The organism is Nocardioides terrigena (assembly GCF_003047265.1).
Classification (GTDB): Bacteria; Actinomycetota; Actinomycetes; order Propionibacteriales; family Nocardioidaceae; genus Nocardioides; species Nocardioides terrigena.
In genome coordinates, this window is sequence record NZ_PZYY01000001.1 from 297,626 (window position 1) to 320,792 (window position 23,167).

23 protein-coding genes are annotated in these 23,167 nt (G+C 73.6%); 13 read left to right on the forward strand and 10 right to left on the reverse strand.

Annotated features, from left to right (window positions below; genetic code table 11):
- Positions 1-25 precede the first annotated feature (25 nt).
- On the forward strand, positions 26-1,210 hold the full coding sequence (locus tag DAE25_RS01420; RefSeq protein WP_107764470.1) for a helix-turn-helix domain-containing protein: 1,185 nt from the start codon (positions 26-28) through the stop codon (positions 1,208-1,210).
- A gap of 150 nt (positions 1,211-1,360) precedes the next feature.
- Positions 1,361-2,137, forward strand: a complete 777-nt coding sequence (locus DAE25_RS01425) for a DinB family protein (protein ID WP_107764471.1) — start codon at positions 1,361-1,363, stop codon at positions 2,135-2,137.
- A 12-nt stretch (positions 2,138-2,149) separates the two neighbouring features.
- Here the strand turns inward: DAE25_RS01425 and DAE25_RS01430 are convergent, their stop codons facing one another.
- Positions 2,150-2,860 carry a 4a-hydroxytetrahydrobiopterin dehydratase gene (locus DAE25_RS01430; RefSeq protein ID WP_107764472.1) on the reverse strand — a complete coding sequence of 237 codons (711 nt, stop codon included), beginning with the start codon at positions 2,858-2,860 and terminating at the stop codon, positions 2,150-2,152.
- A 304-nt stretch (positions 2,861-3,164) separates the two neighbouring features.
- Here DAE25_RS01430 and DAE25_RS01435 point away from each other — a divergent pair, with 304 nt between their 5' ends.
- Complete coding sequence (locus DAE25_RS01435) at positions 3,165-3,983, forward strand: aminoglycoside phosphotransferase family protein (RefSeq protein WP_159083511.1); 819 nt, start codon at positions 3,165-3,167, stop codon at positions 3,981-3,983.
- Between the two features lie 4 nt (positions 3,984-3,987).
- On the opposite strand, the gene DAE25_RS01440 is transcribed toward DAE25_RS01435, so the two are convergent.
- Positions 3,988-5,199 carry a lytic transglycosylase domain-containing protein gene (locus tag DAE25_RS01440; RefSeq protein ID WP_107764474.1) on the reverse strand — a complete coding sequence of 404 codons (1,212 nt, stop codon included), beginning with the start codon at positions 5,197-5,199 and terminating at the stop codon, positions 3,988-3,990.
- Between the two features lie 340 nt (positions 5,200-5,539).
- Here DAE25_RS01440 and hemL point away from each other — a divergent pair, with 340 nt between their 5' ends.
- Genes hemL through ccsB form a run of 6 tightly spaced genes read left to right on the forward strand, consistent with a single transcriptional unit; the run spans position 5,540 to position 11,518 of the window.
- Entirely contained in the window at positions 5,540-6,892 is a 1,353-nt protein-coding gene (hemL, locus tag DAE25_RS01445; RefSeq protein WP_234410776.1) for a glutamate-1-semialdehyde 2,1-aminomutase, read from the forward strand.
- The gene (locus DAE25_RS01450; protein WP_056887557.1) at positions 6,892-7,563 is read left to right on the forward strand and encodes a histidine phosphatase family protein; all 672 of its coding nucleotides are present in this window, start codon (positions 6,892-6,894) and stop codon (positions 7,561-7,563) included. The genes hemL and DAE25_RS01450 overlap by 1 nt, the downstream gene beginning before the upstream one ends.
- 2 nt (positions 7,564-7,565) lie before the next feature.
- Complete coding sequence (locus DAE25_RS01455; protein WP_234410777.1) at positions 7,566-8,186, forward strand: TlpA disulfide reductase family protein; 621 nt, start codon at positions 7,566-7,568, stop codon at positions 8,184-8,186.
- Positions 8,183-8,932, forward strand: coding sequence for a cytochrome c biogenesis CcdA family protein (locus DAE25_RS01460; protein WP_107764476.1), 750 nt, complete (start codon positions 8,183-8,185; stop codon positions 8,930-8,932). The genes DAE25_RS01455 and DAE25_RS01460 overlap by 4 nt, the downstream gene beginning before the upstream one ends.
- Position 8,933: 1 nt before the next feature.
- Positions 8,934-10,529: a cytochrome c biogenesis protein ResB gene (gene resB, locus DAE25_RS01465; RefSeq protein ID WP_234410778.1), complete on the forward strand. Its 1,596-nt coding sequence runs from the start codon at positions 8,934-8,936 to the stop codon at positions 10,527-10,529.
- The gene (ccsB, locus tag DAE25_RS01470; protein WP_107764477.1) at positions 10,526-11,518 is read left to right on the forward strand and encodes a c-type cytochrome biogenesis protein CcsB; all 993 of its coding nucleotides are present in this window, start codon (positions 10,526-10,528) and stop codon (positions 11,516-11,518) included. Before resB ends, ccsB begins: the two co-directional genes overlap by 4 nt.
- On the opposite strand, the gene DAE25_RS01475 is transcribed toward ccsB, so the two are convergent.
- A complete protein-coding gene (locus DAE25_RS01475) occupies positions 11,467-11,691 on the reverse strand; it encodes a hypothetical protein (RefSeq protein ID WP_107764478.1) in 225 nt (74 codons plus the stop codon). The genes ccsB and DAE25_RS01475 overlap by 52 nt on opposite strands.
- Before the next feature lie 71 nt (positions 11,692-11,762).
- On the opposite strand from DAE25_RS01475, the gene DAE25_RS01480 reads away from it, so the two are divergent.
- A complete protein-coding gene (locus DAE25_RS01480) occupies positions 11,763-12,029 on the forward strand; it encodes a DUF4229 domain-containing protein (protein ID WP_107764479.1) in 267 nt (88 codons plus the stop codon).
- Here DAE25_RS01480 and DAE25_RS01485 read toward each other — a convergent pair whose 3' ends face one another.
- From DAE25_RS01485 to DAE25_RS01510, 6 genes are all read right to left on the reverse strand, one after another.
- Complete coding sequence (locus tag DAE25_RS01485; RefSeq protein ID WP_107764480.1) at positions 12,030-13,289, reverse strand: GNAT family N-acetyltransferase; 1,260 nt, start codon at positions 13,287-13,289, stop codon at positions 12,030-12,032.
- 133 nt (positions 13,290-13,422) lie between these two features.
- Positions 13,423-13,911, reverse strand: a complete 489-nt coding sequence (locus DAE25_RS01490; protein ID WP_107764481.1) for an SRPBCC family protein — start codon at positions 13,909-13,911, stop codon at positions 13,423-13,425.
- Between the two features lies 1 nt (position 13,912).
- Positions 13,913-14,269, reverse strand: coding sequence for an ArsR/SmtB family transcription factor (locus tag DAE25_RS01495; protein WP_107764482.1), 357 nt, complete (start codon positions 14,267-14,269; stop codon positions 13,913-13,915).
- A 58-nt stretch (positions 14,270-14,327) separates the two neighbouring features.
- Positions 14,328-15,203 (reverse strand): 1,4-dihydroxy-2-naphthoate polyprenyltransferase, encoded by an 876-nt coding sequence (locus tag DAE25_RS01500; RefSeq protein ID WP_107764483.1) that lies wholly within the window; start codon positions 15,201-15,203, stop codon positions 14,328-14,330.
- Positions 15,204-15,211: 8 nt separating this feature from the next.
- A complete protein-coding gene (locus DAE25_RS01505; protein ID WP_234410779.1) occupies positions 15,212-16,588 on the reverse strand; it encodes an MFS transporter in 1,377 nt (458 codons plus the stop codon).
- On the reverse strand, positions 16,585-17,913 hold the full coding sequence (locus DAE25_RS01510) for an MFS transporter (RefSeq protein ID WP_234410780.1): 1,329 nt from the start codon (positions 17,911-17,913) through the stop codon (positions 16,585-16,587). The genes DAE25_RS01505 and DAE25_RS01510 overlap by 4 nt, the downstream gene beginning before the upstream one ends.
- Before the next feature lie 37 nt (positions 17,914-17,950).
- Here DAE25_RS01510 and DAE25_RS01515 point away from each other — a divergent pair, with 37 nt between their 5' ends.
- Genes DAE25_RS01515 through menD form a run of 3 tightly spaced genes read left to right on the forward strand, consistent with a single transcriptional unit; the run spans position 17,951 to position 21,530 of the window.
- Positions 17,951-19,003, forward strand: coding sequence for an AMP-binding protein (locus DAE25_RS01515; protein ID WP_234410781.1), 1,053 nt, complete (start codon positions 17,951-17,953; stop codon positions 19,001-19,003).
- Positions 19,003-19,944, forward strand: a complete 942-nt coding sequence (locus DAE25_RS01520; protein WP_107764910.1) for an o-succinylbenzoate synthase — start codon at positions 19,003-19,005, stop codon at positions 19,942-19,944. Before DAE25_RS01515 ends, DAE25_RS01520 begins: the two co-directional genes overlap by 1 nt.
- Positions 19,941-21,530 carry a 2-succinyl-5-enolpyruvyl-6-hydroxy-3-cyclohexene-1-carboxylic-acid synthase gene (gene menD, locus DAE25_RS01525; protein WP_107764484.1) on the forward strand — a complete coding sequence of 530 codons (1,590 nt, stop codon included), beginning with the start codon at positions 19,941-19,943 and terminating at the stop codon, positions 21,528-21,530. Before DAE25_RS01520 ends, menD begins: the two co-directional genes overlap by 4 nt.
- Here the strand turns inward: menD and DAE25_RS01530 are convergent.
- Complete coding sequence (locus DAE25_RS01530) at positions 21,502-23,124, reverse strand: hypothetical protein (protein ID WP_159083512.1); 1,623 nt, start codon at positions 23,122-23,124, stop codon at positions 21,502-21,504. The genes menD and DAE25_RS01530 overlap by 29 nt on opposite strands.
- Between the last annotated feature and the right edge of the window lie 43 nt (positions 23,125-23,167).

Sequence of the window (23,167 nt, forward strand, 5' to 3'; positions counted from 1 at the left end):
CGCGGGCAGGGACGGTGGGGGCGCGATGCAGGACGAGCTGGACAGCCTCGCGACGCTGCTCGGGCGCAGCGTCTCGGTGGACAGCCCCTCGGGCCGGTTGCTCGGCTACAGCGTCCAGTCCGACGACGCCGACCAGGCCCGGATCTTCACGATCCTGGCGCGACAGGTGCCCGAGCCGGTGCGGCAGTGGCAGGACGAGCACGGCCTCAGCACGGCGACCGGTCCCGTCCGGCTGCCCGCCAACCGTGGGCTCCGGATGACGGCGCGGTTGTGCCTGCCCCTGCGTCAGCACGGTGTCCTGCGCGCCTACCTGTGGATCGTCGAGGGCGCCACAGCGCTGACCCCTGAGGAGGTGGCCGCGGTCGCCGAGCACGGCCGGCGAGTGCTGGCGCGGCTGCCCGAGACCCCGGCGCCCGCCGGGACCGACGCGTTGGTCGGGCTCTTCCGGGACCTGGTGGTGCCCGCCCCCGTCGACGACGCCGAACGACTGGTCGGCGCCATGGTCGACGTCGCGCCCGACCTTCTCGGCGCCACGGTCCGCCTGGTCGTGGGCCTCCCCGTGTCCCCGACCTCGCCCCCGTCCGGGAGCGACAGCGACGGCCCTGGCGGCGGGCTGTCCGCGAGCGAGGTCGCACGCCTGGTCCGCGGGCTCGGCGCACTCGCGGGCGGTCCCGAGGGAGTGGTGACCAGCTGGGTGGCGACGACGAGGGTCGTGGTGCTGTGTCGTGCCGTGGCCTCGTCCCGGACGCCGGCGATGGCCGACATGGTGGCGTCGGCCGTGCTCGCGACCGGCACGGGGCCGGCCGTGCCCTTCGACGCGCCCGGGCTGCTCCACGGCCTGGCGATGGCGGACTTCACGGCCGCGTGCGTCGTGGCCGATCCCCGCCTCCCGCGCGACCACGCCTGGGAGCAGCTCGGGGTCTACCGGTTGCTTTCCCACGGCGACCCTCCACCGTGGCTCCAGACACTGGCGCCGCTGGACGCGCAGGGCGCGTCGGGTGACACGCTCCTCGACACGCTCGAGACCTACCTCGACCTCGCGGGTGACGCCCAGCGGACCACGGCGGAGCTCATGCTGCACCGGACGACGCTCTACTACCGGCTGAACCGCGCCGCGAGCCAGCTCGGGGGAGACCTGGGTGACGGTCTGTGGCGCACCGCCCTGCACGTCTCGCTCAAGGCCCGTCGCCTGGCTCGATCGCGCGGGTAGTCCCCGACGGCGGGGCAGGTTCCGGACGCGTATCGACCGGAACGGGTCCTAGGGTCGGATCCATGACCTCATGTGACCGGAGCGGCGCAGCCTTCGCACTCGACCGAGGACCCGACCACGCGGCCTCCGTGCCGGGAAGCGCGGTGTGGGATGGCTGAGTTCGGCAGGGAGGACCTCCGTGGCTCGACCTTCGACTGGACGGACCTCAGCGGGTCGACGTTCCGGGCCGCGTCGCTCAGCAACGTGACGATCCGGGGCACCGACCTGCACCACGTGAAGATGACCGGCGTCGAGCTCTGGGACGTCGACATCAGTGGCGAGGTGAGTGGTCTGCGGATCAACGGCGTCGACGTGACGGCGTACGTCGAGGAGGAGATGGCGCGCCGCGAGCCCGACCTGGCCAGGATGCGCCCCGACGACCCCGCCGGCTTCCTCGAGGCCTGGGACCTGCTCGAGGAGCTCTGGGACGGCACCGTCGAGCGGGCCCGACGCCTCGACCCGGCGCAGCTGCACGAGCAGGTCGACGGGGAGTGGTCGTTCATCGAGACGCTGCGGCACCTCTCGTTCGCGACCGCCTCGTGGGTCCACCGCGCGATCGGCGGCGATCCCGCCCCGTGGCACCCGCTCGACCTGCCGTGGGACGAGGCACCCGACGACCAGGGCCTGCCGCGCGACCGCACGGCGCGGCCCTCGCTGGACGAGGTGCTCGAGATCCGCCGCGTCCGGCAGGCCGACGTACGTCGCGTGCTCGAGGGGCTCACCGAGGACTCGCTCGCCGCCGACACCACGCCGCCGGACGGCGCCGGGTGGCCCCCGCCCCGTCCCCTCGCGGTGAAGGAGTGCCTGTCGATCGTGCTCAACGAGGAGTGGTGGCACCGGACCTACGCGGAGCGCGACCTCGCGGTCCTCGAGAGCGGGCCGCGGTAGGCCCGGCCGGGGTCAGTCCCGCTTCCCGGCGGCGGCCGCGTCGACGCAGACGACGCCCCGGTTGCCGTCCTCGTCGGCGATCACGGTGAGGGCGGGCGCGTCGCTGTCGTCCACGACGGTGCCACCCGCGGCGACGGCGGCAGTGATCCGTTGCTCGGCCACCTCGGCCGCGACGTAGACCTCGACGTGGAACCGCTGGCCCGGGGACCCGGGCTCGTCGGCGTCCCCGAACCACAGGTTCGGCACCCGGCCCGTGGCGTCCCGGACCTCGTCGCTGGGGGATCCGCGCCCCTGGGACTCGGCGCTCCCGGTCAGCAGGGCGGCCCACACGGGGGCGATGGTCGCGGAGCGCGCCGTGTCGAGGCCGAGCTCGACCTCGCTGACCGACGCGGGGTCTGCGGCGAGCCGGTGGTCGGCGGCGACCTCGGTGATCCGTCGCGCGAGGTCGACGTCCTGCTGCGTCACCCACTCGACGACGTGCTCGGTGCCGTCGTCCTCGCGATAGACGGCGTCGTCGGTGACCAGCTCGAGATCGACGTGTCCGCGGCCGATCGACACGTGCGGGTGGTGTCCGAGCGCGTCGCCCGCCTCACCCACCGCGGCGACGAACCGGGCGCCGGCGCCGAAGTCGTCGACCAGGTAGCGCGCATGCAGTCCCTGGGCGAGCTTGCGCCAGTCGGTCAGGTCGGCCTCGGCGATCTGTGCGCTCCTCAGCATGTCCATGCACGGGGACCCTAGCCCTGAACCGGCCCGCTGGGCAGGGGTCGCTCCACCCGTCCAGGTGGACCACCCGGTCCGGCGATCAGTCCCACCAGTGCAGGTCGCGGCAGGCACTGCGCACGGCCTGCGACCGGTCGTCTCCACGTACCCGAGCACGGACATGACCACAGTCGACCAGCGGCCGGACCTGCGGCGGAGATGTGTGTGGGATCGGTGTCACCTGGTGGCACCGATCCCACACCCAAGGTCGGCCGAGGCGGGTGGAGTCCGACGGCGAGCGGACGGGCGCCCGCCTAGGGTCGAGGTCGTGCAGACCCAGACCCACGAGCTCACGTTCAGCGACACCGAGGTCCGCAAGCGGTTCGTCTCGTGGGACCGGGGCGAGGCCGAGCGGGAGTGGGGCTGCCTGCGCCTGCTGGCCGAGCACGCGCCGGGGGTCGCGCCCCGGCCGCTGCGGCGCGAGATCGAGGACGGCGCCCCGGTCGTCGTCATGGAGCGCCTGCCCGGCCGCCCGCTTGGCGACGAGCCGCTGACGGCTGTGGAGACCGCCTCGCTGGGCGAGGCGCTGCGCAGCCTGTACGACGTCCCGCTCGCCGCGGTGCGCGCCGCCGGGATCAGCGAGCGCACCTACGGCATCTCGACGCACGCCGGCACCGTCGCGGAGTGGCTGGGGGAGTCCTACGACCTGGCGGCCTGCCAGGACCCGGTGCTGGTGGCGACCGCGGTCGACCGGGCCCTCGCGGCGCTGGCCGCCCCGGGTGCGCTCCCGGAGCCGGAGCTGCGGGGCCTGGGCATCGCCGATCTCAACCCGGCCAACGTCCTGTGGGACGGGGAGCGGTGCCGGCTCGTCGACTTCGAGGACGGCGGGCTCAGCGACCCGGCGTACGAGCTCGCGGACCACGTCGAGCACATCGCGAGCCGGCTGACCGGGGTGTACGACGCGCAGGCCCTGGTCGGCGCGGTCGGTCTCGACGGGGCCGCACGGCAGCGCTTCGGGGCCTACCGCCCGCTGTGGGCCGCCTTCTGGCTGGCCATGCTGCTGCCGGGCAACGGCGGGTGGCGACGCAACCCGGCGGGCACCACGGAGCGGCAGGCGCGCCACCTGCTGGACCTGCTCGAGCCCTGACGGGTCAGGGAGCGAGCAGGGCGTTGGCGCAGGTCGCGAGCTCGTTGGTGGCGGTGAGCGGGTTGTCGACCACGCCCTGGGTGGTGCACTGGGCCACGGCCTGGACGTAGGTGAGCGTCTGGTCCAGCGGCGGGACGCTGGTCGACGGCAGGGTCGGCAGAGTGGGGGGCACGGGGACCGGGACCGGCGCCTTGGTGGTCGGCGTCTTCGTGGGTTCCTGGGTCGGCTGCTGGGTGGGCGTCTGGGTGGGCGTCGCGGTCTTGGTGGGTTGCTTGGTGGGCTTCTTCGTCGGTGTGGCGGTGGGGGTGCCGGCCACGGCGACCGGGTTGCCCTGCTGGTCGTCCTTGCCACCGCGGCCCTTGTCCTTGCCCGGACCCGCTGGTCCGGTGGGGGCGGGGACGAAGACGCCGGCGGACGTGGTGCGGGTCGGCACGGACGTGAACTCACCGTCCATGTAGGCCTGCATGATCGACAGGACCAGGTCGACGTAGTCGTTGGAATGGTTGTAGCGGTAGACGCTGGCGCGCTGGCCCTGCTCGGCGGACAGGTCGTCCTCGCCGGAGCAGAGGTAGACCGCGGTGGCGAGGGCGGCGTCGTCGATGTCCTGGGGGTTGCGCCTGCCATCGTTGTCGCCGTCGACGCCGACGACCGTCCAGGTCGACGGGATGAACTGCATCGGGCCGACCGCGCGGTCGAACTTCTTGTCCGAGTCGTACTGCCCGGCGTCGGTGTCGGTGATCCGCTGGGTGTTGTTGCGCCCGTCGAGCGCGATGCCGTAGATGCCGGGCTGGGCGACGCCGTCGTCACCGAGGACGTTGCCGCCGAAACGACCGTGGTCGGACTCGACGCGCCCGATGGCCGCGATCAGCTGCCAGGGGAGGTCGCAGGACGTGTCGGCGGCGTTGATGACCGACTCGGCCCGCTGGTAGGCCGCGAGGGCGGCGGACGGGATGCCGCTGGCGGAGGCGGTGTCGACGATCCGGGCGGCCCGGCCGCGGGGCACGCTGGGGGCCACCACCCCCGGCACGGAGACGCTGGCGGGGGCCTCGATGGCCTGCGCCGGGACCGTGGTGCCGTCGGGCAGTGCGCCCGAGCCCTCGTCGCCGGCGACCGCGGAGCCGATGCCCGAGCCGGCCATGCTGGCCGTCCACGCGGCGGAGAGCACGGCCAGCGGCACGAGTGCCGTGGCCTTGTGCATGCGGCCGAATGCGGACATCTGCTGGTCTCCCCGTGGTCAGGTGGTGCTGTGTCGCCGGAGCGGTCGCGGCCTCCCTCGAGCTCGCGTGTGGTTCCAACGAATGTTGTCACAGTGAGTTACGTCGCACCACCGGGCTGTGACCTGCGTCCCATCCCGGCCCCTCCGTGACAGTGGTGTGGCGCCCCCATCCTCCCCCGATGAGGCCGCCGTGACACCCCGTGCGGGCAATTCGTACCCAAGACTCGGGCGGATGGGTCCCCGGGCCGCCCGCCCAGCTGCACCCGCCGAGCGGGTGGGCGCGGCTCCGCACCGCCCTCCCGAATACGTCCGGGCTTGGTGGCTGGGCGACAATGACCGGGTGACCCAGCCCCTGCAGGCCACGGCCCCGACCACCCACAGCAGCGCGCTCTTCGAGCGGGCCCGCGCCGTGACCCCCGGTGGGGTCAACTCACCGGTCCGTGCGTTCAACGCGGTGGGCGGGACCCCCCGCTTCATCCGCTCGGCCTCCGGCGCCTGGCTCACCGACGTCGACGGCAACGAGTACGTCGACCTCATCTGCTCGTGGGGCCCGATGCTGCTCGGCCACGCCCACCCCGAGGTGCAGGCCGCGGTCGCCGCGGCGGTGGCACGCGGGACGTCGTACGGCACCCCCACCGAGCCCGAGGTCGAGCTGGCCGAGGAGATCGTCTCCCGCACGCCGGTCGAGGCGGTCCGCTTCGTCTCCAGCGGCACCGAGGCGACCATGTCGGCGATCCGGCTGGCCCGCGGCTTCACCGGTCGCGACCTCGTCGTGAAGTTCGCCGGCTGCTACCACGGCCACGTCGACGCGCTGCTCGCCTCGGCGGGCTCCGGCCTGGCCACCCTCGCCGTCCCCGGCACGCCCGGCGTCCCGGCCTCCGCGGCGGGCGAGACGATCGTGCTGCCCTACAACGACCGGGCCGCGGTGGAGCGGGCCTTCGCCGAGCACGGCGACCGGATCGCCTGCCTCATCACCGAGGCCACCCCCGGCAACATGGGCGTCGTCCCTCCCGAGCCGGGCTTCAACGGCTTCCTCGCGGAGACCTGTCGTCGGCACGGCGCGCTCTTCGTCAGCGACGAGGTGATGACCGGCTTCCGCGCCACCCGGCAGGGCGGCTGGGGTCTCGACGGCGCCGTGGAGGGGTGGACCCCCGACCTGATGACCTTCGGCAAGGTGATGGGCGGCGGCTTCCCGGCCGCGGCCTTCGGCGGCCGCGCCGACGTGATGGGCCGCCTGGCGCCGGACGGGCCCGTCTACCAGGCCGGCACCCTCTCGGGGAACCCGGTCGCCACCACCGCGGGGCTCGCCACGCTGCGGCTCGCGACCGAGGAGGTCTACACCCGGCTGGGCGAGACCGCCGCGACGATCGGCTCCGCGGCCGTCGACGCCCTGCAGGGCGCCGGGGTGCCGCACCGCCTCCAGTCGGCGGGCACGATGTTCTCGATCTTCTTCGCCGACGGCGAGGTCCGCGACTTCGCCGGCGCGAGCCGGCAGGACACCGGTGCGTTCGCGGCGTTCTTCCATGCCATGCTCGAGGGCGGGGTCTACCTGCCCCCCTCGGCGTACGAGGCGTGGTTCGTGTCGGCGGCCCACGACGACCGCGCCGTGCAGACCGTCCTCGACGCGCTGCCCGCGGCCGCCCGTGCCGCCGCGGCGGCCATCCCCTCCGACAGCGAAGGAAACCGCTCCTGATGGAGACGATCGTCCACCTGCTCCGCCACGGCGAGGTCCACAACCCCGAGGGCATCCTCTACGGCCGTCGCGACGGGTTCCACCTCTCCGACCTGGGCACCCGGATGGCCCGCCGGGTCGCCGAGACGATCGGTGACCGCGACATCGTCCACCTGGTCAGCTCGCCGCTGGAGCGGGCCCGCGAGACCATCGCGCCGCTCGCCGCAGCACGCGGGCTGGAGCCGGTGATCGACAAGCGAGTCATCGAGTCGGCCAACAAGTTCGAGGGGATCAGCTTCCGCGACGGCGGCATGACCTTCGTCAAGCGTCCGGCGCTGCTGCGCCACATGTACAACCCCGTGAAGCCGTCGTGGGGCGAGCCGTACGACGACATCGCGGCGCGGATGATGGCCGCCGTCCACGACGCGCGCGACGCCGCCCGCGGCCACGAGGCGGTGGTGGTCTCCCACCAGCTGCCGATCTGGACCACCCGCCTCTTCGCGGAGCGCAAGTCCTACCTCCACCACCCCAAGAAGCGCCAGTGCACCCTGTGCTCGCTCACGTCGCTGCACTTCGACGACGACCGCCTGGTGCGGGTGACCTACTCCGAGCCGGCCGGCGACATGATCCCGGTGGCCGACCGGTCGGCACCGTTCTCGGCCGGTGGGGCCGCCGCGGAGGACCGGCCCTGATCGTGCGCTCCCACCCCTCGCGCCCACGGACCCCCGGCGCCCTCGTCTCCCTGCTCGCCTGCCTCCTCCTCGGCACGGTGGCCCTCGGCGGCTGCTCGTCCCTGGAGGGCTCGGGCGACAAGGGCTACGTCACCAGCGACGGCCAGGTCGAGGTCGTGGCCGCCGCCGACCGCGGCGAGCCGATCGAGCTCGAGGGCGAGGACCTGGACGGTGAGCCGCTGTCGCTCGCCGACCTGCGTGGGCAGCCCGTGGTGGTCAACGTCTGGTGGTCGGCCTGCCCGCCGTGCCGGGTCGAGCAGCCGGACCTCACCGAGGCGGCGGCCGAGCTCGAGGGCGAGGCGGCCTTCGTCGGGCTCAACATCCGTGACTCGTCGTCCGACCAGGCCAACGCCTACGTCCGGACGTTCGACGTGCCCTACCCGTCCTTCTACTCCGCCGACGGCAAGGCGCTGGTGCCCTTCTACGGCACCCTGACCGCCTACACCGTGCCGGCGACCGTGGTGCTCGACGCCGAGGGGCGCATCGCCGCCTCGGTCCTCGGCGCCCTGCCGTCGAAGCAGACGCTGGTCGACCTCGTCAACGACACCGCCGCCGAGGCCACCGCTGCCGGGGACGCCTCGTGAGCGACTGGTTCACCGACCAGGCCGCGTACGGCTCGCTCGCCCTCGCGGTCCCCGTCGCCCTGCTCGCCGGCCTGGTCTCGTTCTTCTCCCCGTGCGTGATCCCGCTGCTGCCGGGCTACCTCTCCTACGCGACCGGGCTGTCCGGCGCCGACCTGGAGAACGCCCGCCGCGGCCGGATGCTCGCGGGTGCCCTGCTCTTCGTCCTCGGCTTCACCGTCGTCTTCGTGGCCATCGGGACGGCGGCCGGCTCGATGGGCGCCTGGCTGGTCGACTGGAAGCGCGAGATCACCGTCGTGCTCGGCCTGGTGACGATCGTGCTGGGACTGATGTTCGCCGGACTGATGCCCGGCCTCCAGCGCGACTGGCGCGTCCACCAGGTGCCGGCCGTGGGCCTCGCCGCGGCGCCGCTGCTGGGCTTCCTCTTCGGCCTGGGCTGGAGCCCGTGCATGGGGCCCACACTCGCGGTGATCACCAACCTCTCCCTCAACGAGGGCACTGCGGCCCGCGGCGCCCTGCTGTCGGCGATCTACGCCCTGGGCCTCGGCCTGCCGTTCATCATCGCCGCCCTCGCCTACCGCCGCGCGCTGACCGTCTTCGCCGTCATCCGCCGCCACCAGCTGTGGGTGATGCGGGCCGGGGGGCTCATGCTCGTGCTCGTCGGCGTCCTGCTGGTCACCGGCCTGTGGGACCAGATGGTCCAGTGGCTCCAGGTCCGCATGGTCACCTCCTTCGAGACGGCGGTCTGAGGTGACCACCCACTCGTCCGGTGACGACCGGCAGGCCCAGCCGATGCCCACCGACATGAGCGCGCGCGAGCTCGCACGCTGGTCGTGGCGGCAGCTCACGTCGATGCGCACCGCCCTGGTGCTGCTGCTCCTCCTCGCGCTGGCCGCGATCCCCGGTTCGGTCGTCCCGCAGGAGGACGTCGACGCGCTGGCCGCCGGCCGGTGGAAGGACGCGCACCCCGACCTGGCACCGGTCTACGAGCGGCTCGGGCTGTTCTCGGTCTACGACTCGGTGTGGTTCTCCGCGATCTACATCCTGCTGATGATCTCGCTGGTCGGCTGCATCCTGCCCCGGTCCGCGGTCTACTGGCGGGCGCTGCGGGCCCGGCCGCCCCGCGCCCCCCGCAACCTGTCCCGCCTGCCGGAGCACGCGTCGTACCGGACGGACGAGGGGGCGGACGACGTCCTCGCGGCGGCCGCGACGGAGCTGAGGCGGCGTCGCTACCGCGTCGAGGTCCGCGAGGGCGCGGTCTCGGCCGAGAAGGGCTACCTGCGGGAGGCCGGCAACCTGCTCTTCCACCTGTCGGTGCTCGTGGTGCTGGTCGGATTCGCCGTCGGTGGGCTGTTCGGCTTCAAGGCCGGCGTCATCGTGACCGTCGGCAACGGCTTCTCCAACAACCCGACGCAGTACGACGAGTTCGTCCCCGGCAGCCTCTTCGGTGCCGACGACATGGACGGCTTCTCCGTGGCGGTGGAGGACTTCGACATCACCTGGCTGACCGAGGGGCCGGCCAAGGGGCAGGCGCGCAAGTTCGTCTCCCACCTCGACTACACGACGGCCGACGGCGAGAGCGGCACCTACGACCTGCGCGTCAACCACCCGCTGGCCATCGGCGACACCGAGGTCTTCCTGATCGGGCACGGCTACGCCCCCGTCGTCACGATCACCGACGGCAACGGGGACGTGGCCTACAGCGGCCCGACGATTTTCCTGCCGACGGGCCCGACCTTCGACAGCTTCGGTGTCATCAAGGCGCCGGACGCGCAGCCCGGCCAGATCGCCCTGGAGGGCACGTTCTACCCGACGTTCGCCCTCGGCGACGGCCTGCCGCGGTCGGTGTTCGGCGACGCGGTCAACCCGCTGATGTCGCTGTTCGTCTACACCGGCGACCTCGGGCTCGACGACGGCGGCAGCCAGTCGGTCTACGTGCTGGACAAGTCGAACGCCGAGCAGCTCATGCAGGACGACGGCCAGCCGCTGCGGCTCGACATGCGTCCCGGCGACACGGTGGAGCTGCCCGACGGGCTCGGCACCGTGACCTTCGACGGCGTCCAGCGCTGGAACAAGCTGCAGATCAGCGAGACCCCCGGCAAGCTCGTCGCCCTCGGGGGCGTCGTGCTGGCCCTCGTCGGCCTCCTCGGGTCGCTCTTCATCCGGCCGCGCCGGCTGTGGGTGCGGGCCCGCGAGCAGGACGGCGCCACCGTCGTGGACGTCGCCGCCCTCGACCGCTCCAACGGCGGTGACCCCGACCGGGGTGCCGCCGAGCTCGTGGCGATCATGGACACCCTGCGCGCCGGTTCCGGCGGCGCGGGCAGCACCACCAAGGAGAGCTCGTGACCGACGCATCGTGGGAGACCCTCAGCAACCAGGCCGTCGCGGCCGCCGGGGTCGTCTACTTCCTCGCCCTGATGGCGCACCTGGTCCAGTGGGCGTCGTTGCGCAAGCTGCCGGCCGACGAGGTGGTCACCACCGGGCGCACCGCGATGGCCGGTCGCCTCGGCGTGCTGCTGACCGCGGTGGCGGCGCTCGTGCACGGCCTGGCGCTCGTCGCGCGGGGCATGGCCGCGGACCCCAACCGGGTGCCCTGGGGCAACATGTACGAGTTCACGCTCTCCGGCACCTTCGTCGTCACCCTGCTCTACCTGCTCCTGCTGCGCCGCTTCGACCTCGAGTGGATGGGCCCCCTCGTCGTGGGCCTCGTGCTGGCGCTGATGATGACCGCGGTCGTCTGGCTCTACTCGCCGGTCGCGCCGCTCACCGAGGCGCTCTACAGCCCGTGGCTGGTCATCCACGTGGTGTCCGCGGTCATCGCCACCGGCGCCTTCACCCTGGGCGGTATCTGCTCGGTGCTCTACCTGCTCAAGGAGCGCTCCACCAAGGAGCGCGGCTACCTCGCCCGGGTGCCCGAGCTGGCCTCCCTGGACCGGATCTCCTACCGGATGCACGCCTTCGCGTTCCCGGTGTGGACCTTCGCCGTGCTCATCACCGGGCCGATCTGGGCCCACCAGGCCTGGTCGTCGTACTGGAATTGGGACCCCAAGGAGGTCTGGGCCTTCATCACCTGGGTCGTCTACGCGGCCTACCTCCACGCCCGCGCCACGGTCGGCTGGAAGGGCCGCAACGCGGCGTACGTCGCGCTGGTGGGCCTGGCGACGCTGTGGTTCAACTTCATCGGGATCAACTTCTTCAGCACGAGCTCGCAGCACTCCTACGCTGCGCCCGCGCTGGTCGAGCAGCGACCGGCGTACGACGACGTCGCCCCCGGCCGCGCGGCTCAGGTGCCGGTGCCGGTCCCGCCGGGACCGCCGGTCCCGCCTTCTTCCTGACGTCGCTTGCGGTCGAGGTCGCGCAGGAATTCGGGGTCGTCGTCGGGTCCGTGAGGACGTGGGGGCGGCGCCGCGGGTCGTCGCGGCGGCGGGCGCAGGCCGCGCTGCTGGGCCACCCGCACGAGGGCGTAGACGACCAGTGCCAGCAGCACGAGGAACACCAGGAACTTCACCCCCCCAATGTAGGCGGCCACGCAACCGCCCACCTGGGTCATGCTCCCGGGCAGCACCTAGGCTTGGTGGCGTGAAGGAGTTCTTCGTCTACACCGCCCTGCGTGTCCTGCTGTTCATCGGCATGGTCGGCCTCGTCCTCGGCGTCTGGACGCTGCTCGACGGCGACGGCCGGGTCAACATGATCTGGCCCGTGGTCATCGCGTTCGCGCTCTCGGGGGTCGCGTCGTACTTCCTGCTCAACCGCCAGCGCGACGCCTTCGCCCGCAAGGTCGAGGAGCGCGCCGCCCGCGCCAGCGCGGCGTTCGACGAGCGCCGCGCCCGCGAGGACAAGGAGTAGTCAGAAGCTCGTCAGCGAGTACGGCGCGGGCCCGCCGTCCATGAGCCGGCCCAGCCGCTCGACCGCCTCGCGGCCTCCCGTGAGACGACCGGCGCTGGCCAGCGACTCGACCCGCACCCCGCCCAGGTAGAGCGACCCGAGCGTCTCCGCGGTGACCGTGAGGTCGGCGTCGTCGTCGGTGGCCGTGACCTCCGCCCGGCCGTCGACCGCCTCGATCCGCCAGGCACCCTCCGCGTGGCCGAGGGGGTCGGTGACCCCCAGGACCACCGTGTCGTCGGTGAACCACGGCCGCGCGCCCAGCGCGACCGGCACGTCGAGCACGCGGACCCAGAGGTGGTCGTAGACACTCCGGACGCCGATCACGTCGCTGTTGACCAGCGCCCAGTAGAGCGGGTCGTCGGGGTGGCTGTTGCGCACCGCGACCCGCGAGGAGAGGTCGATGTCGGCCAGGAACCGCCACAGGCCCAGGTGTGCGGAGGTGTCGAGGGTGAGCAGCTCGGCGGTGACGGTGGCGGGCTTGTCGCCCTCGCCCTCGGCGTACTTGTAGAGGACGTAGCCGTCGGGCCGCTCGTCGGCGTCGAGGTGGACGGCGCCGCGCAGCTTGTCGTCGGTGCCGCCCGTGGCCGGGTCGAAGCGGCCGGTCTGCCAGGCGCGGTAGAAGTGCGGGCGCTCGACCGACCCGCGCGAGGAGGCGTGGAAGCGGTCGAACAGGTCGCTGGCGGTGTCCCACAGGTCGGCCGGCTCGACGAGCTCGACGCGGCCGGGGTCGACGAAGTCGCGCAGCGCGAAGCTCGACGTGGTGTCGACCTCGATCCGACGGCGGAAGGTGGCGGGGCCGAAGCCGAAGCGGCCGTAGATCGACGCCTCGGAGACGGTGAGCGCGGCGACCGGGGCGGTGGCCTGGGCGAGGTCGTCGACCATCATCCGCCGCAGCAGGCCGCGCCGGCGGTGGGCGGGGCTCACCGTGACGTCGCTGATCATGTGCAGCGGCACCGTGGCGGCGCCCGCGTTGAGCGTCTTGGTCCACGAGCTGAAGGTCGCGACGGGCAGCGGCCCGGCCCCGAAGGTGCCCTCCGGGAGCCACGCCCCGGCCAGCCGGAGCGAGTCCTCCCGGGCGGTCTCGCGCCAGATCTCGAGGGTGCTCTCCGAGGGGCGGCCGTCGTGGAAGCCACGGCTGACCGCCCCCATCCAGGCATCGACGGCGGCCTTGCCCTCGGCGGTGTCGTCGTGCGGGTCCAGGGTCCTGTGCTCGTACTCCACGGACCTCACGCTAGTCAGCGCGGCAACCGGATTTTCCGCGGGTAGTTGGGGACGAGTTGGTAGGCCCGGACGATGTTCGAGCCACCAGGTCGTCCCAAACTACGCGGGCATCCCCGCCGCCCGGGGACCGCGCTCAGGCGGCGAGGAGGCCGTCGACCTGGTTGACGGCGGCCGTGAGGCCCTCCTCCATCCCCATGTCGAGCACCTTCTGGAGGTCCTCGGCGGTGGCGTACGTCGCCGTCATGACCATCCGGGTGCTGCCAGCGTCGGCAGCGACCAGGTCGACGCCGATGGTGCCGAGGGGCGCCGACTCCTGCGGGTTGCCCTCGGCGTCCGCGAAGCCGTCGTCGTACCCGAGGCGGGTGGGCTTCTCGACCTCGGTGATGTCCCAGTAGCCCGGGTAGACCTCACCGTCGGGGCCGGTCATGTGGTACTTGACCCGGGCGCCCGGCGCGAGCTCGTGCTCGGTGAACGTGGCCGGGTAGGTCGGCGGACCCCACCAGCGCTCGAGCTGGCGCGGGTCCTCCCAGATCTGCCAGACCCGGTCCACCGGGGCGGCGAACTCGGAGGTCACGGTGATGGTGCGGCTGTCGAGGTCCTTGGCGACGTCGATGACGGGCATGTCAGGTCTCCTTCTGAGTGGTCGGGTGGGTCCGGTCGTCCTCCAGCAGCGCGTCGATTCGGTCGACGCGACCGCGCCAGACCTGCTCGAACTCGACGAGCAGCGCGGTGACCGACCGGACGGCCTCCACCTCACCGCTCGCCAGCTGCTCGCGCCCGCTGCGTCGCTTGGAGACGAGGCCGGCACGCTCGAGCACCGCGACGTGCTTCTGCACGGCCGCGAAGCTCATCGGGTAGTGCTGGGCCAGCGCCGAGACGGAGTGCTCGCCCGCCAGCACGCGACGGAGGATGTCGCGCCGCGTGCTGTCGGCGAGGGCGTGGAAGAAGGCGTCCGCCTGCTTCTCCCGGTCGCTGGTCATGCGCCTAACGTACAACCAATCAGTTGTACGTTGTCAAGGGTCCGGCCGTGATCCGGTGTCAGGACGTGAGGAGGAGGGGTACGGCGACCAGCACCGACCAGGCCAGCTGGCCGACCCCGGTCTGCTGGAGCACCGGCACCAGCGCCGGGCCGACCGCGCCACCGAGGACGGTGCGGACGGGCGGGACCATCCGGAGCAGGAACCCGAGCCCGAGGAGCGCCCACCACGTCGTGGCGGCCGCGACGGCCACCACGGCCAGCGCCGCGGCCAGCACCAGCAGCGCGTAGAGGCCCCGGGTCCGCTCGGCCCCCAGCTTGACGGCGAGCGTCCGCTTGCCGGCCTCGACGTCGGTGGGGATGTCGCGCAGGTTGTTGGCCACCAGGATCGCGCAGGCGAGGGCGCCGACGCCCACGGCGGCGTACAGCGCGGCCCACTCGAAGGTCTCGGTCTGGACGTACGTCGTCCCGACCACGGCGACGAGGCCGAAGAACACGAAGACCATGACCTCGCCGAGGCCGAGGTAGCCGTAGGGCCGCGACCCGCCGGTGTAGAACCAGGCGGCGAGCACGCAGACCAGCCCGACGGCGACCAGCCACCAGGCGGTGGTGGCGGCGAGCACGAGCCCGGCCACGGCGGCGACGCCGAACGCGGCGAACGCGGCCGCCTTGACCGCACCGGGCGATGCGGTGCCCGAGCCGACGAGACGCATCGGGCCGACCCGGTCCGCGTCGGTGCCGCGGATCCCGTCGGAGTAGTCGTTGGCGTAGTTGACCCCCACCTGGAGGGCCAGGCTCACCACGAGGGCGAGCAGCGCCTTCCACCAGACCGCGCCGTCGACGTACGCCGCGACGCCGGTGCCCGCGAGCACGGGGGCGACGGCAGCGGGCAGGGTGCGGGGGCGGGCTCCGGCGAGCCAGTCAGACGGTGATGCCACCGGAGGATTCAAGCACCCGGGCCGACGGCCCCGGAGGGCGCGCCCGGCGCACCCGGGCTGGCCGGCTGCTCGATCGTCGGAGGACCGACCGGGGCGACGTCGTCCTCGACCTCGTGGGCGGCGGCGTCGGCGAGCACGTCGGCCGGGACGTGCTTCTCGAGGAAGCGCCGGGCCATGGCGGTGGAGGGGTGGAGGGCCACGGCGGCGGCGGTGATGATGCCGGCGATGATCATCCAGCCGATCGCTCCCCAGTTCATCGCGAGGAACGTGAACGCCGCCGGCGCCCAGACCCGGCCCAGCGTGCCGCTGAGCTCGGAGGCGCCCTGGTACTCACCGCGGCGGCGGGGGTCCATCAGCTCGGCCTCGAAGGTCCAGCTCGCCGCCGAGAGGAAGAGCTCGGCCCCGGTCAGGGTGATGTGGCCGAGGAAGAACAGCGTGATGGTGGCCCACCCGATCGACTCGTGGGTCGACAGCGTGATCACGCACGAGACGACGAAGAAGGCGGTCGAGATGCGGATGGCCCGCAACGCCGTGCGGGTGTCCTTGACGCCCCGGGCGGCCGCCATCGGCAGCACGATGCACATCACCGTGTTGGTCGCGAAGAGGAAGCCGAGGACCACCCAGGGGGCGTCGGTCTTGTCGACCAGCCACAGCGGGATGACCAGGTTGAGGATCACCTGGTTGGTCCACAGCACGCCGGTGAAGAAGGTGGTGGCCAGCCAGCCGACGTTGCGCATCGGTCCCGGGCCCGCGATCCGGACCTTGCGCTCGTCGACCGTCTTGAGGTCGTGCGGTGCCTTGGGCAGGCGGGTCACGTTGACGGCGTTGACCATGAAGACCGCGGCGGTGAAGTACGGCACCATCCCCAGCAGGGTGAGCGACTCCAGCGCCAGCGCGATGATGCCGACGAACGAGCCGAGGGTGAAGCCGACGTTGAGCGCGGAGTACATGTAGGCGCGGGAGGTCACGCGCTCCCGGGGTGGCAGCACGTCGATCGTGTACGCGCCGTGGGCGACGCCGCCGAGGGCGCCGATCACCTCCATCACGACGGCCATCGCGAGGTAGCCGGTGAAGCTGTCGATGAACGGCCAGACCGCGAACATCGCCGCCTGGCCGGCCGAGCTGATGGCCCAGCAGCGCTTGGGGCCGAAGCGGTCGACCAGCCTGCCCATCGGGTACGCCGCGATGAACCCGGCGATGCCCGCGAGCGTCAGGCCGAGGCCCACCTGCGCGGGGGTCAGGCCGACGATCTGCGTGAAGAAGACGGCCGACCCGGCCATGAACGTGCCCTCGCCCAGCGCGAACAGCAGCGACTGCAGCGCCAACCGCCCGGCCAGCGGCGACGGGGGGATCGCCTGGTGCTTGAGCGTCGTCAGGATGCTCAACGCGGTCCTCCCGTCGACATGGTGGTCCTCTCCAGGTACCGCTCGGCCGAGCGGGACGTCGTACGCATGGTGGCGGTGGCGACCAGGACGATCGCGGCGATCACCAGCCAGCCGGTGGTGCCGTGCTCCATCGCCAGCCAGGTGAACAGGGCGGGGGCCCACACCGACCCGGCAGTGTGACCGATGTGGGCCGCTCCCTGGTACTCGGCGCGCTGGTCGGGGTCGGTCAGCTCCGACTGGTAGCCCCAGCTCCCGGCCGACTGGAAGAGCTCGGCGCCCGTGACGGTGACGTGCCCGACCCACACCAGGAGGATCGTGACCCAGCCCAGTGTGTCGTGGGTGACGAGCACGATCAGGCACGAGAGCACGAAGAAGAAGGCCGAGATGTACGACGCTCGCAGCGAGCGGGCGACCGAGTCGACGCCGCGCGCCGCGGCGACCTGGAGGAGCACGGCCATCACGGTGTTGGTGCCGAACAGGAACGCCAGCAGCACCCGGGGGGCGTCGGTCTCCTCGACCAGCCACAGCGGGATCACGATGTTGAGCAGCACCTGGTTGGTGCCCAGCACCCCGTCGGCGGTCATCAGGCCGAGGAAGGCGCGGTTCTTGAGGGCGCCCGGCTTGATGAGCTGGTCGTCGTCGTGCGTCGGCTCCTTGGCCGGCGGCTCGGGGAGCCGGGTGATCCAGAAGGTGTTGAGGGCGAGGATCGCGGCGGTCAGCACGGGCACGGCGCGCACGACGTCGTCGTTGTTGGTCGCGAGGGCCGCACCGCCGATGAGGGCACCGATGGTGAAGCCGATGTTGAGGGCGGCACGCATGAACGCCAGCGACTCGACCCGCTCCTCCTTGGAGAAGATGTCGAGCGTGTAGGCGCCGCGGCCGTTCCAGCCGGCGACGCTCACCGCCTCGAGCACGACCATCATCGCGACGTAGGCGACGAACCCGTCGATGAAGGGCCAGAGGAGGTAGAGCGCCGCGGTGAGGCCGGCGCTGATGGCCCAGATGCGCTTGGTGCCGACGCGGTCGGCCAGCTTGCCGGCCGGGACGGCGAGGAAGAACGAGACCAGCCCGGCCACGGTCAGGCCGACGCCCACCTGGGCGGCGGAGAGCCCGACGATCTGGGTGAAGAACACCGCGCTGCCGGTGATGAAGGTGCCCTCGCCGACGGCGAACAGGATCGACTGGACACTGAGGCGCCGGGCCAGCGGCGACGGAGGCAGCTGGCGCTGCCACCAGCCGGGGTCAGGGTCGATCGGGGGAGTCGTCGGTGCCATCGGTCCGGAGTGCCCCGAGGACTCCGGCAGATCGGGTGGCTGGGAGGTCATTGCCGCCCATTCTCCCCCCGGGACTAGCGTGCGTCTCGTGAATTCCTTGCGTCCGGTGCGGGGTGGGGCCACCGAGGTGGTCGCCGCGCTGCGGGACTGGCTGGCGGTGATGGCCGAGCCCGTGCCGCTCGTGGTGGAGACATCGGGGTCGACGGGCACGCCCAAGCGGGTCGAGCTGGCCCGGCACGCGGTCCTCGCCTCCGTGCACGCGTCCGCGGCCCGCCTCGGGGCCGGCGGCCAGTGGCTCCTGGCGCTGCCGGCGTCGTACGTCGCGGGCGTGCAGGTCGTCTGCCGCTCGCTGGTCGCGGGCCACGAGCCGGTCGTGGTCGAGGGCTCCTTCGCGCACACACTGGCCGGCCTGCCGCACCACCGCGACGTCCCCCTCTTCACCTCGCTGGTGCCCACCCAGCTGCACCGGCTGCTCACCGACGAGCGCGAGGTCGAGGCCCTGCGTCACCTGCACACGATCCTGCTCGGCGGCGGTCCGATCGACCCGGCCCTGCGCCGGCGGGCCGAGGACGCCGGCCTGCACGTCGTCGCGACGTACGGCGCCAGCGAGACCGCCGGCGGCTGCGTCTACGACGGCCACCCGCTCGACGGCGTCGCCGTGGCGATCGGGACCGACGGCCGGATCCGGATCGGCGGCCCGACCCTGTTCGAGGGCTACGTCGACGACCCGGAGCTGACGGCGAGCACGCTGGTCGACGGCTGGTACCTCACCGCCGACGCCGGTCGCCTCGACGAGGACGGTCGGCTGCACGTGCTCGGCCGCCTCGACGACGTGGTCGTCAGTGGCGGGGTCAACGTGCCCCTCCCCGCGGTCGCGCGCCGGCTGCGCGAGCACCCGGCGGTCGACTCCGCCGAGGTGGTCGGCGTCGTGGACGAGGAGTGGGGGCACCGGGTCGTGGCCTTCGTCGTCGTGGTCGGGGCCGGGGTCGTGGCGCTGGAGGAGGTCCGCGACTGGGTCGGCGAGGAGCACCCGCGGTCGTGGGCGCCCCGCCGGGTCGTCGCCCTGGACGCGCTGCCCCTGCTCGACAACGGGAAGGTCGACCGGCAGGCGCTCGTGGCGCGCGCGGGGGAGGAGTCGTGATTCGGGTCTTCAGCATCCCGCTGCGCACCCGGTTCCGCGGCATCACCGTCCGCGAGGGCGTGCTGGTCGAGGGTCCGGCGGGCTGGGGGGAGTGGAGCCCCTTCACCGAGTACGACGCCCCGACCGCGCGACCGTGGTGGCGCGCCGCCGAGGAGGCCGCCGCCGGGGACTGGCCCGCCCCGCTGCGCGACGCCGTGCCCGTCAACGTGACGGTGCCCGCGTGCAGCCCCGAGCGCGCGCACGCGATCGTGCGGGCGGGCGGGTGCACAACCGCCAAGGTCAAGGTCGCCGAGGTCGGCCAGACCCTCGGCGACGACGAGGCGCGCCTCGAGGCGGTGCGCGACGCGCTCGGCCCCGGGGGGATCATCCGGGTCGACGCCAACGGCGGCTGGGACGTCGACGAGGCGGTCGGCGCGATCCGCCTCCTCGAGCGGGCCGCGGGTGGCCTGGAGTACGTCGAGCAGCCCTGCGCCGACGTCGAGGAGCTGGCCGCCGTACGCCGCGCCGTCGACGTGGCGATCGCCGCCGACGAGTCGATCCGCCGGGCGGAGGACCCCTACCGGGTGCGCGACCTGGGTGCCGCCGACATCGCCGTCCTCAAGGTGCAGCCGCTCGGCGGCGTGCGCGCGTGCCTGCGGATCGCCGAGGACATCGGCCTGCCGGTGGTCGTCTCCAGCGCGATCGAGTCGAGCGTGGGCATCGCGGCGGGGGTGGCCCTGGCGGCGGCCCTGCCGGAGCTGCCGCACGCCTGCGGGCTGGCCACCGTGCAGATGCTCACCGACGACGTGGTGACCGAGCCGCTGCTGCCGGTCGACGGGATGCTGCCCGTCCGCACTCCGGTCGTCGACCCCGCCGCGCTCGACCGGCTGGCCGCCGACCCGGAGCGGGTCGCCTGGTGGGAGCGCCGGCTGGCGACCGTGCGGCAGGATCAGCCCTCGTGAACCCGTCGACCGCCCTGTCCCGCGACGTCGTCACCGCGCTGCTCGCGGCGGGGGTGCGCGAGGTCGTCCTCTGCCCCGGCTCGCGCAACGCACCGCTGTCCTTCGCGGTCCACGACGCGGCCCGGGCCGACCTGCTGCGCCTGCACACCCGGGTCGACGAGCGCACTGCCGGCTTCCTCGCGCTCGGGCTCACCAAGGTGGGCGCCCGCGCGGCCGTCGTGTGCACCTCCGGGACGGCCGTGGCCAACCTCCTGCCCGCCGTCATGGAGTCCGCCCACTCCGGCCTCGACCTGGTCGTCGTCACCGCCGACCGGCCGGCGCGGATGCGCGGCACCGGCGCCAACCAGACCACCGACCAGGTGGGGGTCTTCGGCGCCTTCGCCCCGACGACCGTCCTGCAGGCGGGCGGCCCGGCCGTCGGCGACGTGCTGTCGGCCACCGGCGGGCCGGTCCACCTCAACGTCCACCTCGACGAGCCGCTGCTCCCCGATGGTCCGTGGACCGACGTGGCCGCCGACTCCTGGGCCATGTCGTGGGACGACCGCGCCGAGCCCGTCGAGCTCCCGTCCGGTCCACGCACCGTCGTGGTGGCCGGCGACGACGCGGGCCCGCCCGCGCGGGTGCTCGCCCAGGACGCCGGCTGGCCGCTGCTGGCCGAGCCGACCAGCGGCTCGCGCACCGGCGACCACGCCATCCGCACCTACCGCCTGCTGCTGGGCAGCGACCTGGGCGACCGCGTCGAGCGGGTCGTCGTGGCCGGGCACCCGACGCTGTCCCGCCCCGTCACCCGGTTGCTCGGCCGCGACGACGTCGAGGTCGTCTCGATGCGCTCGCGGGGCATCTGGTCGGCGCGACCGTTCGCGGTCAGCCAGGAGGCCGACCGGTACGCCGCCGCGGCCGGCGACCCCGCCTGGCTGGACGAGTGGCGCGAGGCCGACCGGTCGGTGGGCCGCCAGCTCGACCGGCTGCTCGCCGCGGAGCCCGACCTCACACCGTACGAGGTCGCGGGTGCGGTGAGCCGCGCACTGCCGCCCGGAGGGCTGCTGCACGTCGGTGCCTCCAGCCCGATCCGCGACCTGGACCTGATGGTGGCGCGCTACGCCGTCGGCGACCGGCGCAAGGTGATCGCCAACCGTGGTCTCGCCGGGATCGACGGCACGGTGTCGACCGCGATCGGTGCCGCGCTGGGCCGCCCCCGCAGCACCCGGGCCCTGGCGCTCATGGGCGACGTGACCTTCGTGCACGACATGACCGGACTGGTGCTCGGTCCCCGCGAGCAGCACCCCGACCTCACGGTCGTGGTCGTCAACGACAACGGCGGATCGATCTTCAGCATGCTGGAGCAGGGCGCCGACGAGCACCGCGACGCCTTCGACACCCTCTTCGGGACGCCGCACGACGTCGACCTGGCGAGCCTCTGCGCGGCCACCCGCACCCCGCACCTGCGGGTGACGAGCCTGCCCGAGCTCGAGCAGGCGCTGGCGTCGCCCAACGGCGGCATCGAGGTGGTCGAGGCCGTCGTGCGCCGCGACAACCGGCGCGACCTCGACGCCCGGATCAGGGCGCTCCGGCCGGGATCTCGCTGAACGTCGTCCCCAGCAGCGTCGGCGGACCGTCGTCCGGCAGGTGCACCAGGCCGACCGCGAGCTCGTCGACCACCAGCACGCCCCCCTCCCCGGCACGGAGCCGGGTATAGGGCGGGTTCCACCGCACCGCCAGGTCGGGACGGCCGCGCAGCCGGGTCGTGACCCGCAGCGCCACGACGGCGAGGTGGCCGTCCGCGACGGCCACGACCCGCACCGGGGCGCCCTCGGCCCTCGTCCCGACCTCCCAGCCGCGGAAGATCGCCCGCGAGCCCAGGTCGGCCATCGCCCGGCGCCACGCCCGCGACGCCTCGTCGACCCGCAGGCCGTCCTCGGTGCCGCCCTCGAGGAACGCGGCCCAGGCGCCCCGTGCCCCGGTCGCCGCCTCGCGGACCCCGCGGCCGGGGAGCGTCGTGGGTCGCCCCGACCGCGGCAGGTCGCCGGTGACCTCGGTCCGGGCCTCCATCAGCCAGGGGGAGGTCACCGAGTCGCGGACCATCACGTGCACCTCGGGGTCGGCGCCGCGGGCGCGCGCCGCCACCAGCGCCCACATGGGGTAGGCGTCGAACCGCGCGGCGTAGACCCGCAGCCCGGTGTGCGCGGTCGCCTGCCCGTGCCCGAGCCCCAGGGTGCGCCGGGCCGCCGTCTCGTAGCGGTCCACGGCCAGCGCCAGCCCGCGGTCGGCGGCGCGCCACGGGCTCTCGCGGTACGCCGGCGGACCGGCCCGCCGGACCGCCCGCGCCCGCCGCTCGTCGTACGACGCGTAGAGCGCCGGGAGGTCGTCCTCGGTGAGCGACACCTTGGTCCGGGCGAGGGTGGCGGCCTCCTGGGTCGACGGCTCCGGGAGCCGGCAGCCGCTCGCGAGGAGCACGACGGCGAGGGTGGCGGCGAGGGCGGCGGCCGAGGTGGGGGCGCGGCGTCCGGGGCGGGCGGCCTTGCGGGCGCCCGGGCGGCGGACGGGCGCCGGCTCCACGGGGTCGGCGGGGTCGGGCGCCTGGCCCCGCGAGGGCCGGGGGCGTCGGGGGCGTCGGGGACGCAGCAGCTCGACGGCGAGGACCAGCAGCAGCAGCCCGGCACCCGCGACGCCCAGCGCGGCGAGGTAGGCCCCCTCGACCGTCACGCCGAAGGACACCGTCGTCGGGCCGGTGCCGCCGAGCGGGGCGATCACCCACTGCGCGGCCGAGGTGCTGCGGTCGAGCGCCAGCTCCTGCGGCCCGGTGCCGGTCATCTCGCGGGTCCAGAAGTCGGCGTCCTCGGGGTGCCGCGGAGCCCCCCGGCCCGCGTCCTCGGCGACCACGCCGTCGAGCGTGACGCCCTCGAGCCGCACGCGCGTGGAGCGGCCGACGAAGTCGGCCACGTCGACCGGGTGCGCGGTGCCGATGAACACGCCGTCCGGCGCCTGGGCGCGCAGGGTCACCGTCACGCCGTCCCACGCCAGCAGGTCCGGTGCGGTGAGGACCGGACGCCCGTCGGCGCCGAGCGCGGCCGGGCGGTTGAAGACGGTGTCGTCGGAGCCGACGTACGCCGCCGCAGCGGCCCCGGCGAGGAGGCACGCCAGCCCGACGAGGGCCAGCAGCATCCTCCCGAGTCGTCGCACCCGCAGATCATCCCAGCCGCCCGGTGGGGCCCGGACCCCGCGG

Excerpts from the sequence above, each read along its gene's own strand:
- DAE25_RS01430 (WP_107764472.1), bottom strand. The coding sequence starts at position 2,860 with ATGGACATGCTGAGGAGCGCACAGATCGCCGAGGCCGACCTGACCGAC.
- DAE25_RS01490 (WP_107764481.1), bottom strand. The coding sequence starts at position 13,911 with ATGCCCGTCATCGACGTCGCCAAGGACCTCGACAGCCGCACCATCACC.
- DAE25_RS01440 (WP_107764474.1), bottom strand. The coding sequence starts at position 5,199 with ATGTCCGCATTCGGCCGCATGCACAAGGCCACGGCACTCGTGCCGCTG.
- DAE25_RS01420 (WP_107764470.1), top strand. The coding sequence starts at position 26 with ATGCAGGACGAGCTGGACAGCCTCGCGACGCTGCTCGGGCGCAGCGTC.
- DAE25_RS01425 (WP_107764471.1), top strand. The coding sequence starts at position 1,361 with ATGGCTGAGTTCGGCAGGGAGGACCTCCGTGGCTCGACCTTCGACTGG.
- DAE25_RS01495 (WP_107764482.1), bottom strand. The coding sequence starts at position 14,269 with ATGACCAGCGACCGGGAGAAGCAGGCGGACGCCTTCTTCCACGCCCTC.
- DAE25_RS01450 (WP_056887557.1), top strand. The coding sequence starts at position 6,892 with ATGGAGACGATCGTCCACCTGCTCCGCCACGGCGAGGTCCACAACCCC.
- DAE25_RS01510 (WP_234410780.1), bottom strand. The coding sequence starts at position 17,913 with ATGACCTCCCAGCCACCCGATCTGCCGGAGTCCTCGGGGCACTCCGGA.